Below are 12,211 nucleotides of genomic sequence, written 5' to 3' on the forward strand. Positions count from 1 at the left end.
AAATTAAGCTTTTTCCTTCCTGCCATGCCTTTTTCAACGGGCTATGCATGGTGCAATTTATTGTTGTAAAAAGAGGTTTTAAGGAACTGTGAGTTGTAGTTTTTCTTTTGGATTTCTCGTAACAGTTAACTTTATTGTGTTTTGATTTACAAGAGCTTGTAAAACAAGTTAGGAAAATGCCTCGCGCATTTTCCTAACTTATAATTAACAATATTAACTGACTTATTACCGGCCGGATCTAACGGCCATATGGTATTAACGACAGCAAAGGTAATTTCTTGTTGATAATTTCCTAAAACCTTCACTGTGGTTAAAAAAATTCATGTAAAAGAAATATTACATTTATTATTTGTTTTATTTTATCATTGGCTATTAAGTTTGCTTCCTTAACTATTAGCTAAATTTTTTCTATGAAAAAACGACTACTACTAATTTTGTGCAGTTTCGTATTTGCTGTAACACAGCTTTTTGCACAAAATCACACTGTTACCGGTACGGTAACAGCCAAGGAGGACGGCCTTCCTCTGCCGGGTGTATCGGTGAAGATAAAAGGGACAACTACCGGTACCCAAACCACCGTCGACGGTAAATTTTCACTCAGCGTTCCAAACAACGCGGTTCTATCATTTAGTTTTATTGGCTATGCCACACAGGATGTTCCTGTAGGCGCTTCAGCAAACCTAAAAGTGGTTTTGGAAGCATCAGCCCGCGGCCTTAACGAGGTAATCGTAACCGCGTTAGGTATCTCAAGGCAGCAAAAATCACTGGGCTACGCTGCTCAGCAGGTAAAAGGCGACGACCTTACAGTAACCAAGCAATCTGATCTTAACACCGCCCTTGCAGGTAAAATTGCAGGCGTACAGGTTTTAGGCGGTTCGGGTGCAAAGTTTGGTACTTCAACTATCCGTATTCGCGGTATCAACTCATTATCGGGAGCAAATCCAATTTATATTGTTAACGGTGTCGTTACCGATCCTAATGCAATTAATAATGATGATATCGAATCATTGACAGTACTTAAAGGTCCTGCTGCTACGGCGCTTTACGGCCAGAGGGCATCTGAAGGCGCCGTTGTTGTGACACTGAAGAAGGGCGTTGATAAAGGTATTGGAGTGTCATTAAACCAATCAACAACTTTTGAAAAAGTTTATCAGTTACCTGAGTACCAAAATGAATATGGTGGTGGAACAAGCACCAAATGGGATACTTATACTTATGATCCTGATAATGGTTCTCCTGCATCATTTGCCAAGTTTAACGGCGTAAAAATTTATGATTACGGAGTTGACGAAAGCTGGGGACCTAAAATGGATGGTACCCTGTACGCTCCATGGTATTTCTGGGATCCGTCAAATCCCGATTTTGGTAAGTTAAAGCCGTTTGTTCCGCAGCCAAATAACGTACGTGATTTTTATCGTACAGGCGTAACCTACAATACCAATGCAGCGTTTTCAAAAGCTGCTGATAATTACAACTTCAGGGTATCATACACGAACATAGATCGTACAGGGATTACTCCAAATAGTAATCAAAAACATAACAATGTTGGTTTAAATGGCGAGCTTAAGTTAACCAAGAAATTAACAGTAAGCGCTAACTTCAATTTTTCCCAAATCAATTCAAACAACATACCTCAGGAAGGTTACGGTACACAAACTGCAGGTTCATTTAGCCAGTGGTTCCACAGAGATGTTGAAATTAACAAACTTAAAAATTATAAAAGGCCCGATGGTACTTACACTTCATGGAACATTACCAGTCCGGACGACTTAACGCCACATTACTGGGATAACCCGTACACTGAGTCTTATGTGAATACCTCACAGTCAAATAATAATCGTGTGTTTGGTAACTTAACCGCTACTTATCAGTTTACTAAAGATCTGTCTTTGTCGTTAATTGCCAGAGAAGACTTATTAAACCGCGACGATAACTCACGCGTAGGTTCAGGTACTATTAATACCGATTCATATTCTCAGAGCCAGTATACTTACAAAGAGAATAACTATGTTGCTAACTTAGCATATAGCCACAATTTTAAAGACCTTTCTGTAAAAGCGGGCTTATATGCCGAAACACGTCAGGATCGCTACCTTTATACTTCAGGTAATACAAATGGCGGTCTTTCTATCCCTGACTTGTATACACTTACAAACTCGTTGAATGCCCCTACATCATTTAGCTACAAAGCGTTATCAAGGGTAAACAGCTATTACGGTTTTACTTCATTTGGATATAAAGATTTTTTATATCTTGATTTCAACGCGCGTAACGATATTTCATCAACTTTACCAATAAATAACAACTCATATTGGTACGGTGGCTTGTCAGGTTCATTTGTATTTACCGAACTGATGCCCAAAAATGATATCCTTACATTTGGTAAATTAAGGCTTTCTGCTGCGAAATTAGGTTCTGACGCACCTATTTATTCAATTTATCAAACGTATAATTTAACTACTACGCCATACGGGCCAACTAAAGCAGGTAACGCGGCAATTCAAACTGTGCCCAATACGTTACCTAATCCCGGCCTGAAACCATCGCTCTCTACATCATATGAAATTGGTACCGAGTTGCATTTCATCAAAGACCGGGTAAGGTTTGATTTCAACTACTATACGCGTACTCAAAAAGACCAGATCCTGCCACTTCCTGTAAATGGGACTTCTGGCTACTCTACAGCCGTAATTAACGCTGGTCAGATCAGGAACAATGGTATCGAGATAACTCTTGGTGGTACACCAATTAAATCGAAAGAATTTACCTGGAATGCTGATTTCAATATTTCATTCAACAGAAATAAAGTTATATCACTGTACCCCGGTCTTAACAACCTGAAAGTTACTCCCGATGGTTTAGGTGGCTATACCGCCTCGGGTGGTAACCAGGCTGCGGGTACCCAAAGCTTTGGCTTTGTCGGTTCACCAAGCTTTGGTATTAACGGCATCGTAGGTAAATCTTATGGTCAAATCATAGGCTCAGGTTTTACCCGCGATAAAAATGGTAACATAGTAGTTGGTGATGACGGCTTACCTATTGTGAACAATACTGTTAATTTAGGAAGCATGCTGCCAAGTTACACTGGTGGTTTTACCAACTCTTTTAACTATAAGAATTTTATACTCGCGTTCTCTCTTGATTTCCAAAAGGGCGGCAAATTTGTATCGGTTACGCAGCAAAACCTGAACGGTTCTGGCTTAGGTATCGAAACTGTAGGCAACAATGCTAAAGGCAATCCAAAGCGTAACGACGTTGCCGATGGTGGCGGTGTTTTAGTAGCAGGCGTTCATGAAGATGGCTCACCTAATACTACCTATGTTGATACCCGTACATTGTATGAGCAGTCATACAGCCAAATCTGGGAAAAATGGACCTATGATGCTTCTTATATAAAATTAAGGGAGGTTAGCGTAGGTTATTCATTCCCCAAAAAGATGTTGGGTAAGCTACCGTTCCAAACGGCTTATTTTGGCATAACTTCTCAAAACCCGTGGATGATCTATTCTAAACTTAAAGGTGTAGATCCGTCTCAACTGCAAACTTCTTTCTATGAAGGTGGTCAGTTACCAAACACAAGGAATTTAGGGTTTAATATCAAGTTGACGTTCTAATTAGCGCACAAATCATGAAAAGATTATCTAATATTAGTAAATATATAGTTGGGGTGGGTATGATTATCCTTGCCTCATGTAAAACCGGGGGCGATGTGAATGTTAACCCTAATCAATCGCCAGTTGCGCTGCCAGGTTTTTTATTGTCCAGTGCCATTCAATACCTTGGCGGTGTAAATGGGGGAGGTGCTACAACGAACATTAACTCGTTTACAGGCGAATTATATTCACAATACCTGGCAGAAACCTTTTATACCAATGAATCATTATTTTCATTAAAGCAATATGATTATCAGGGTTATTATACAGGTCCGCTAAAAGATTTAAAAACAATTATTGAAGTTAATACCGATCCTTCTAAAAAGGATCAGGAGATTGTTAAAAGATATGGATCTACTAATAATCAAATAGCTACAGCCAGGATTCTTACTGCCTTTATCTATTTGACAATTACTGATAGATGGGGCGATATACCCTACTCACAAGCTTTGAATGGTAAGGCTAATTTTTCGCCGGCTTTTGACGCTCAAAAAGATGTGTATACAGCTTTAATGAAAGAGCTTGACGAAGCGCAGGCACAGTTTGATGGTGGTGCATCTTTCCCGGCTCAGCAAGATATATTATTTGGAGGTAATGTTACCAAATGGAAACATTGGGCCAATTCATTGCATGCAATTATGGCTTTAAGGCTTTCGAAAGTTGATCCGACTACCGGCAAAAATGAGTATGCTAAAGCCGTTGCTGGTGGTTTAATGAACTCAAACAGTGATAATGCTGTGTATGCGTATCTGGCAGCTCAAACTAACGAAAATCCATACTACAATAACTACCGTAACCGTTACGATTACGCGGTAAGTAGTTTAGTTGTTAATACTCTAACTAATCTTCATGATCCGAGGTTGACTGTTTACGCGGCACCGACTGCCTCAGGTACTTACGTAGGTTTACCCTATGGTACATATGGTGATGCTTTAGGCGATTACAATCAGGGTACACGTTCTAAACCGGGTAACGTATCATTAATAGGTATAGCTGTTTCTGGTCAAGCTTCGCCAACTGTTTGGACATCATATGCCCAAATTATGTTTACACAGGCCGAAGCCGCTCATCTTGGCTGGATAGCTGGTGGCGATGGAGTTGCTGCAGACTACTATAAAAAAGGTATAGCTGCGTCGCTGGAGCAAAATGGCGTTAGCCTTACCAATGAAACTGCTTATCTTGCACAGGCATCGGTTCAATTTTCGGCTGCAACAGCTATGGATCAAATCATGACCCAAAAATGGATAGCGGGTTTCTTAGGCAATGGTTGGGAGTCATGGGCGGAGTACCGTCGTACAGGTTTGCCGAAATTGCTTGACCCGGTTCCTGGTTCATTAAGCCCAGGCCAGAAAATTCCACGTAGGCAACAATATCCACAAACAGAAAGTGATCTTAACACTGCGAATTACAATGCTGTAATTGCCCGTCAAGGTCCGGATGCGCTTAATACAAGGGTTTATTGGGATAAACAATAATTATTGCTTATAGGTTATGAGAACAACAAAGGCTGCCATTGGCGGCCTTTGTTGTTTATGGAGGATTTATCTATATCAATACCCAGGTTTCAAATTCAATTATTCTTTCACCTGAATTGGTGATCAACGCTATTTTATGCTCGTTTATAATGTCAACTTTAAGTATAGTGGGAAGACCATTAAATCTTATCTCATTGCGGTGGTACAAAGTAACATTGTTAAATCTTATAATCTTAGGTTCAAAAATATTCTCTTCCCAATTTATAGGGTAGTTAATATGAAAGTCGAATGTTTGAGTTTCTGGATATTCGATAACCTTTAAAACTGTTGCGTCATGAAGAAAGTAGTCGTTGAAATTCATTCTATTTAGATTGATATTACAATATATTTATTACAAATGTCCTATTAAAAGAATGTGAGGGTAAAGTTTGTTAAGAAAGTTAGATAAGTAGTTTTTATATTAAAAGATATAGTACTTTAATTCATCATACCATCGGTGCAATCATACTTCAATCGTTGTAATCTTCAAATTAAAAAATAATTCCCGCTCTCTATTTGATATTCAAAACATTGTGGTTATCTTTGCCCTCCCTTGAAAGGAGGTATTTTAGGAATTATGATCATTATTAACGTAAAAGACGGCGAATCATTAGACAAAGCATTGAAACGCTTCAAAAAGAAATTCGAAAAAACAGGTGTTTTAAGAGAACTACGCAGTCGTCAGGCTTTTGAAAAAAAATCTGTAACCCGTCGTCATGTTGTTAAACATGCTATCTACAAACAGACTTTAAACCAGGAAACTGTTTAATTCTTTTTTGTTGAAAAGAATTAATTAATTTCTTGACACTATATTAAAACTATTTGTACATTCATAATCCCGGATGTATAAATAGTTTTTTATGTTTTTAGAGCGTTTTATCCAGTACATCAAGTACGAAAAGCGGTATTCAGTGCATACTGTTTCCGCATATCAGTCTGATCTGGATCAGTTTATGCGCTTTTTAAACAATCCCGGCGGTGCCGATCCCGCACCTGAGCCGGTTATTACCCATCCATCGCAGGTAAGCTACCACGACATCCGTAACTGGATGGTTGAGCTTATTGATCAAAAACTTACCGGTCGTTCTGTTAACCGCAAAATGGCCACATTGCGCAAATACTTTAAATTTTTATTGCAGGAAGGTGTTGTTGAAACAAACCCGGTATCGAGGGTGCGGTCGCAAAAAGTTGCTAAAACGTTGCCCGTAGTGGTTGAAGATACGCGCCTCACAAAAATGTTAGATAGTGATGACATTTTTACAAATGATTTTCAAGGCCTGCGCGATAAGCTTGTTATTGAGCTTTTATTTGGTACAGGTATCCGCCTTGCCGAACTGTTAGGTATTAAGCAACAGGACATTAGCTTTGAGGGGGGAGTGGTAAAGGTACTGGGTAAGCGTAACAAAGAGCGCATTATTCCTATTAATAATGAGTTGAAGGCCCTGCTGCCCGAATATCTGGAGGCAAAGAAAAATCAAAATTTTGATAACAATTCCTTCACATTAATCGTTACAAATAAAGGAGCCGATGCTTATCCGAAATTGATTTATTTAATAGTGCAAAAATACCTATCTAACATATCAACCCAAAATAAACGGAGCCCACATGTGCTCAGGCACACCTTTGCAACCACAATGTTAAATAACGGGGCCGATTTAAATTCAATTAAAGAGCTTTTGGGGCACGCTAACCTGAGCGCAACCCAAATTTACACTCACAATTCAGTTGAACGACTAAAATCTATTTATAAACTCGCCCATCCAAAGGCTTAAAAAGGAGGAAACATGAAAATTACAGTGCAGTCAATTCATTTCACCGCAGACAAGAAACTTTTAGATTTTATTCAGAAAAAAGCTGATAAGCTTGATACGTTTTATGACCATATTATTAGCGGTGAAGTTTACTTAAAGCTTGAGAATGTGGAAGATGAATGTAATAAGATAACGGAGATCAAATTATTGCTGCCCGGAAATCAGATATTTGCAAAAGAGAAATGTAAGAGTTTTGAGGAAGCTACCGACCTGGCGGTTGAAAGCCTGAGGAAGCAAATTGAAAAGCATAAACAAAAGAAAGCCCTTGCTGATGCTACAGCAAAAAAAGCTGTTTTAACGGCAGTTGAGGAGGGTTTTTAATATTATAAAAAGGCTTGTTTTAAGCCTAAATCGGCAGGTTTTTAGCCTGCCGATTTTTTTTGATAAAAAATTTTGACGTGGCGTTATTTTTTGTAGATTTGCAGTCCCTTTCGGGGAGGTATTTAACGCCTCGAAAAAAAGTTAAAATAGTTCTTTAAAATATCAAAAAGCTTATTACTTTTGCGCTCCGTTATCGAAAGCCACTTTAGGTTTAGGTAATAGAAAGGCAAGATAAATATAAGCCTCCTTAGCTCAGCTGGTAGAGCAACTGACTTGTAATCAGTAGGTCATTGGTTCGATCCCGATAGGAGGCTCAGTTTTTTTCGGATTGAGGTATTTAGCTTCAATTTTGGATATCGCAAATCCGGAAACAACTACTGGGGGGATACCAGAGCGGTCAAATGGGACGGACTGTAAATCCGTTGCTTCGGCTACGAAGGTTCGAATCCTTCTCCCCCCACTTATTAAGTAAGCAGTTTGTAATTCGCGGTTAGCATAAAGTTAACGGGATTGTAAACTGCTGACTTGATTAAAAGGGTTTGAGGAATGGGTGTCATGGGCGGTTGAGCTGCTAATTGAAAACTGCAAACCGAAAACTGAATAGGCGGAAGTAGCTCAGTTGGTAGAGCGATAGCCTTCCAAGCTATAGGTCGCGAGTTCGAACCTCGTCTTCCGCTCGGTTGGTTCATTAGTCGGTTAGTTCACTTGTTCATTAGTGGCAGCTGCAAAGACCAATGAACTAATAAACGAGTGAACCAATGAACAAAAAATAAGCCGACGTAGCTCAGGGGTAGAGCACTTCCTTGGTAAGGAAGAGGTCATGGGTTCAAATCCCATTGTTGGCTCAGTGTTATAAAACATACATTAAAGTTAAAATTAACCTACAAAAATAATTTATAGATCATGGCAAAAGAAAAGTTTGACCGCAGTAAGCCGCACTTAAACATCGGTACAATCGGTCACGTTGACCACGGTAAAACAACCCTTACCGCAGCTATCACTAAAGTTTTGGCTGATGCAGGTTTATCAGAAGCTCGTTCATTTGATTCAATTGACTCGGCTCCTGAAGAAAAAGAACGTGGTATCACCATCAATACAGCCCACGTTGAATATTCAACAGCTAACCGTCACTATGCACACGTTGACTGTCCAGGTCACGCGGATTATGTGAAAAACATGGTTACAGGTGCTGCTCAAATGGACGGTGCAATCATCGTTGTTGCTGCAACTGACGGTCCGATGCCACAAACACGTGAGCACATCCTGTTAGCTCGTCAGGTAGGTGTACCTGCACTTGTTGTTTTCATGAACAAAGTTGACATGGTTGATGATCCGGAATTATTAGAGTTAGTAGAAATGGAAGTTCGTGAATTATTATCATTCTACGAATTCCCAGGTGATGATATTCCAGTTATCCAGGGTTCTGCATTAGGTGGCCTTAACGGCGATCCTACCTGGGTTGGTAAAATCATGGAGTTGATGGATGCTGTAGATAGCTACATCCCAATCCCTCCACGTTTGACAGATCTTCCTTTCCTGATGCCTGTTGAAGACGTGTTCTCAATCACTGGTCGTGGTACTGTTGCTACCGGTCGTATTGAGCGTGGTGTAATCAACTCTGGTGAGCCTGTTGATATCCTGGGTATGGGTGCTGAGAACTTGAAATCAACCGTAACTGGTGTTGAGATGTTCCGCAAAATCCTTGACCGTGGTGAAGCTGGTGACAACGTAGGTTTATTGTTACGTGGTATTGAGAAAACTGATATTCGTCGTGGTATGGTTATCTGCAAACCAGGTTCAGTAACTCCTCACACCGATTTCAAAGCAGAAGTTTACGTATTATCAAAAGCAGAAGGTGGCCGTCACACTCCATTCTTCAACAAATACCGCCCGCAATTCTATTTCCGTACCACTGACGTTACTGGTGAGATTTCATTAGAACCAGGTGTAGAAATGGTTATGCCAGGTGATAACGTTACAATCACTGTAAAGTTGATCAACGCTATCGCGATGGAAAAAGGCTTACGTTTCGCTATCCGTGAAGGTGGCAGAACAGTAGGTGCTGGTCAGGTAACTGAAATCTTGAAATAATAATATTTCAATAAAAAGGTTAATTTGAAAACATAAGTTTAGCCTTCAACGGCAAACTTATGTTTTCTTATTATAAATAACACACGGGAATAGTTCAACGGTAGAATAGAGGTCTCCAAAACCTTTGATCAGGGTTCGAATCCTTGTTCCCGTGCTTAAGCACAATATAAAAATGGCAGGCGTAGCTGAATATATTAAAGAGTCATACATCGAGTTAACCGAAAAGGTTACCTGGCCTACATGGCGCGAGCTTCAAAGCAGCGCTGTTTTGGTATTGGTTGCCGCTATAATTATTGCGCTGGTTATCTTAGGTATGGACCAGATCATTAATTATTTGCTTAAACTGTTTTACACATCACTAACATAATATCAGGGGAGACGGAGATGAGTGATCAATTGAAATGGTATGTAGTTAGGGCTATTAGTGGTAAGGAAAAGAAAGTTAAACAATACATAGATGCCGAAATTAGCCGTTTGGGCATTAGTCATTTGGTACCACAGGTATTAATACCTACGGAGAAGTATTACCAGATGCGTGATGGAAAGAAGATCGCGAAAGAGCGTAACTACTTTCCCGGCTATGTGCTTATGGAAGCTGTTTTAGATGGCGAAACCGAACACATTATTAAAAATATAAACAGCGTTATAGGTTTTCTGGGCGATAAAGCCGGAAACGCTATACCGCTTCGCCAGTCAGAAGTTAACCGTATTTTAGGTAAGGTTGACGAGATGAGCACACAGGGCGAAACCATGAATGTACCTTACTATGTTGGTGAGGCAGTTAAAGTTATGGACGGGCCTTTCAACGGTTTCAGCGGGGTTATTGAAGAAGTTAACGAGGAGAAAAAGAAACTGAAGGTAATGGTAAAGATATTCGGGCGCCGTACGCCGCTTGAATTGAATTACATGCAGGTAGAGAAAGAATAAGTTTGGTGAATAGTGAGCAGTTGATTAGTGAATAGTTAATTGCATACAACAAGCCAACAACAAAATAAACAGAGCGTTTGCAAAGTGTAAGTGAGAAAACTACTCACTACTCACAAAATCAACCACTCACAAAAATCTTAAATGTTACTTAGCTTCCACTTACTAACATTGAGTTTATAATTAAAGTAAATTAAAATGGCAAAAGAGATCGGTGCAATGGTTAAGCTGCAAGTTAAAGGCGGCGCCGCAAACCCATCACCACCAATTGGCCCTGCATTGGGTGCAAAAGGTGTGAACATCATGGAGTTTTGCAAACAATTTAATGCACGCACCCAGGACAAAGCTGGAAAAGTATTGCCTGTTTTGATTACTGTTTATGTGGACAAATCATTTGAATTTATCATCAAAACCCCTCCCGTTGCTATCCAGTTATTGGAAGCTACCGGTTTAAAGAGTGGTTCTGCTGAGCCTAACCGTAAAAAAGTTGCCAGTGTTAACTGGGAGCAGGTTGAGACTATAGCAAAAGATAAAATGGTTGACTTGAATGCATTCACAGTTGAATCGGCCATGAAAATGGTGGCAGGTACTGCCCGCAGCATGGGAATTACCGTATCAGGTACAGCTCCCTGGAATTAATTAATTTATACAAATCAGTTTAAAGACAGTGGCAAGATTAACAAAAAATCAAAAAGTGGCACTCTCCAAAATTGAGGCAAACAAATCGTACACATTACAGGATGCATCTGCATTGGTAAAGGAATTAACCCTTACTAAATTTGATTCATCAGTTGATATAGACGTTCGTTTAGGTGTTGATCCGCGTAAAGCCAATCAAATGGTACGTGGTATCGCAACATTACCTCATGGAACCGGTAAAACTGTACGTGTATTAGTTCTTTGTACTCCTGATAAGGAACAAGAAGCTAAAGACGCAGGTGCAGATTACGTAGGTTTGGATGATTATATTGCCAAGATTGAAGGCGGATGGACTGATGTTGATATTATCATTACTATGCCAAGTGTTATGGCGAAGGTAGGTCGTTTAGGTCGTATTTTAGGCCCGCGTAACCTTATGCCAAACCCTAAATCAGGTACAGTTACCCCAGAAGTTGGTAAAGCTGTAACTGAGGTAAAAGGTGGTAAAATCGATTTCAAGGTTGACAAAACCGGTATCATCCACACTTCAATAGGAAAAGCATCTTTCTCTGCAGATAAGATTTATGAGAATGCATTAGAAGTATTGCAAACAATCTCTAAATTGAAACCTTCTGCAGCAAAAGGAACATATTTCAAGAGTATTCATATCTCTTCAACTATGTCGCCTGGAATTACAGTTGAAACTAAATCAGTAGCGGGGATCTAATCATGAATAAAGAAGAAAAATACGACCTTGTTGTAGCCCTAACTGAGCAAATCAAAGAGTATGGTAATTTTTATATCACTGATACCTCTGATTTAACTGTAGCCAAGATCAACAACATCCGCCGTAAATGTTTCGAAAACGACATTACGATGCAGGTAACAAAAAATAGCTTGATTAAAAAAGCTATGGAAGCTGCAGGCGGTGATTTCAGCCCGATATATGATGTATTAAAAGGTTCATCATCAATTCTTTTCTCAAAATCAGCAACTGCTCCGGCAAAGTTGATCAAACAATTAAGGAAAACAGGTGAAAAACCAATTTTAAAAGCAGCTTATATTGATTCAGCGGTATTTATCGGTGATAACCAGTTAGATACTTTAACCAAACTGAAATCAAAAGAACAACTGATCGGCGAGATAGTTGGCTTACTACAATCACCTGCCAAAAACGTACTTTCTGCACTACAATCAGGCGGAACTACAATTGCAGGCCTTGTAAAAACATTACAAGAAAGAGGTTAACGAACGCCTC

General features: G+C 39.6%; 11 protein-coding genes and 5 tRNA genes. All 16 read left to right on the forward strand.

Features of this window, described 5'->3' with window-relative positions; genetic code table 11:
- Positions 1-410: 410 nt before the first annotated feature.
- The 16 genes from ABIC84_RS16775 (at position 411) to rplJ (ending at position 12,201) form a co-directional block, all read left to right on the forward strand.
- The gene (locus tag ABIC84_RS16775; RefSeq protein WP_429264306.1) at positions 411-3,614 is read left to right on the forward strand and encodes a SusC/RagA family TonB-linked outer membrane protein; all 3,204 of its coding nucleotides are present in this window, start codon (positions 411-413) and stop codon (positions 3,612-3,614) included.
- 14 nt (positions 3,615-3,628) lie between these two features.
- Positions 3,629-5,128, forward strand: coding sequence for a SusD/RagB family nutrient-binding outer membrane lipoprotein (locus ABIC84_RS16780; RefSeq protein ID WP_426585109.1), 1,500 nt, complete (start codon positions 3,629-3,631; stop codon positions 5,126-5,128).
- Between the two features lie 616 nt (positions 5,129-5,744).
- Positions 5,745-5,936 (forward strand): 30S ribosomal protein S21, encoded by a 192-nt coding sequence (rpsU, locus tag ABIC84_RS16785; protein ID WP_090528691.1) that lies wholly within the window; start codon positions 5,745-5,747, stop codon positions 5,934-5,936.
- Positions 5,937-6,027: 91 nt separating this feature from the next.
- A complete protein-coding gene (locus tag ABIC84_RS16790) occupies positions 6,028-6,939 on the forward strand; it encodes a tyrosine-type recombinase/integrase (RefSeq protein WP_429264307.1) in 912 nt (303 codons plus the stop codon).
- A 12-nt stretch (positions 6,940-6,951) separates the two neighbouring features.
- Entirely contained in the window at positions 6,952-7,299 is a 348-nt protein-coding gene (gene hpf, locus ABIC84_RS16795; RefSeq protein WP_091166593.1) for a ribosome hibernation-promoting factor, HPF/YfiA family, read from the forward strand.
- A 241-nt stretch (positions 7,300-7,540) separates the two neighbouring features.
- Positions 7,541-7,613: transfer RNA gene (locus ABIC84_RS16800), tRNA-Thr, on the forward strand.
- Between the two features lie 65 nt (positions 7,614-7,678).
- Positions 7,679-7,759: transfer RNA gene (locus tag ABIC84_RS16805), tRNA-Tyr, on the forward strand.
- 144 nt (positions 7,760-7,903) lie between these two features.
- Positions 7,904-7,976, forward strand: a tRNA-Gly gene (locus ABIC84_RS16810).
- Positions 7,977-8,072: 96 nt separating this feature from the next.
- Positions 8,073-8,144: transfer RNA gene (locus ABIC84_RS16815), tRNA-Thr, on the forward strand.
- A 58-nt stretch (positions 8,145-8,202) separates the two neighbouring features.
- Positions 8,203-9,390 carry an elongation factor Tu gene (tuf, locus tag ABIC84_RS16820; protein ID WP_090528682.1) on the forward strand — a complete coding sequence of 396 codons (1,188 nt, stop codon included), beginning with the start codon at positions 8,203-8,205 and terminating at the stop codon, positions 9,388-9,390.
- 83 nt (positions 9,391-9,473) lie between these two features.
- Positions 9,474-9,544, forward strand: a tRNA-Trp gene (locus tag ABIC84_RS16825).
- A gap of 18 nt (positions 9,545-9,562) precedes the next feature.
- Entirely contained in the window at positions 9,563-9,757 is a 195-nt protein-coding gene (gene secE, locus ABIC84_RS16830) for a preprotein translocase subunit SecE (RefSeq protein WP_090529653.1), read from the forward strand.
- A gap of 17 nt (positions 9,758-9,774) precedes the next feature.
- A complete protein-coding gene (nusG, locus tag ABIC84_RS16835) occupies positions 9,775-10,317 on the forward strand; it encodes a transcription termination/antitermination protein NusG (RefSeq protein ID WP_090528679.1) in 543 nt (180 codons plus the stop codon).
- A gap of 195 nt (positions 10,318-10,512) precedes the next feature.
- A complete protein-coding gene (gene rplK, locus ABIC84_RS16840; RefSeq protein ID WP_090528676.1) occupies positions 10,513-10,953 on the forward strand; it encodes a 50S ribosomal protein L11 in 441 nt (146 codons plus the stop codon).
- Between the two features lie 28 nt (positions 10,954-10,981).
- Positions 10,982-11,680: a 50S ribosomal protein L1 gene (rplA, locus tag ABIC84_RS16845; RefSeq protein WP_090528673.1), complete on the forward strand. Its 699-nt coding sequence runs from the start codon at positions 10,982-10,984 to the stop codon at positions 11,678-11,680.
- A gap of 2 nt (positions 11,681-11,682) precedes the next feature.
- Positions 11,683-12,201, forward strand: coding sequence for a 50S ribosomal protein L10 (gene rplJ / locus ABIC84_RS16850; RefSeq protein WP_090528670.1), 519 nt, complete (start codon positions 11,683-11,685; stop codon positions 12,199-12,201).
- Positions 12,202-12,211 lie beyond the last annotated feature (10 nt).

This window comes from Mucilaginibacter sp. 3215 (genome assembly GCF_050433785.1).
Taxonomy (GTDB): domain Bacteria; phylum Bacteroidota; class Bacteroidia; order Sphingobacteriales; family Sphingobacteriaceae; genus Mucilaginibacter.

Excerpts from the sequence above, each read along its gene's own strand:
- secE (WP_090529653.1), top strand. The coding sequence starts at position 9,563 with ATGGCAGGCGTAGCTGAATATATTAAAGAGTCATACATCGAGTTAACC.
- nusG (WP_090528679.1), top strand. The coding sequence starts at position 9,775 with ATGAGTGATCAATTGAAATGGTATGTAGTTAGGGCTATTAGTGGTAAG.
- hpf (WP_091166593.1), top strand. The coding sequence starts at position 6,952 with ATGAAAATTACAGTGCAGTCAATTCATTTCACCGCAGACAAGAAACTT.
- ABIC84_RS16780 (WP_426585109.1), top strand. The coding sequence starts at position 3,629 with ATGAAAAGATTATCTAATATTAGTAAATATATAGTTGGGGTGGGTATG.
- ABIC84_RS16790 (WP_429264307.1), top strand. The coding sequence starts at position 6,028 with ATGTTTTTAGAGCGTTTTATCCAGTACATCAAGTACGAAAAGCGGTAT.
- rpsU (WP_090528691.1), top strand. The coding sequence starts at position 5,745 with ATGATCATTATTAACGTAAAAGACGGCGAATCATTAGACAAAGCATTG.
- rplK (WP_090528676.1), top strand. The coding sequence starts at position 10,513 with ATGGCAAAAGAGATCGGTGCAATGGTTAAGCTGCAAGTTAAAGGCGGC.
- ABIC84_RS16775 (WP_429264306.1), top strand. The coding sequence starts at position 411 with ATGAAAAAACGACTACTACTAATTTTGTGCAGTTTCGTATTTGCTGTA.
- rplJ (WP_090528670.1), top strand. The coding sequence starts at position 11,683 with ATGAATAAAGAAGAAAAATACGACCTTGTTGTAGCCCTAACTGAGCAA.
- tuf (WP_090528682.1), top strand. The coding sequence starts at position 8,203 with ATGGCAAAAGAAAAGTTTGACCGCAGTAAGCCGCACTTAAACATCGGT.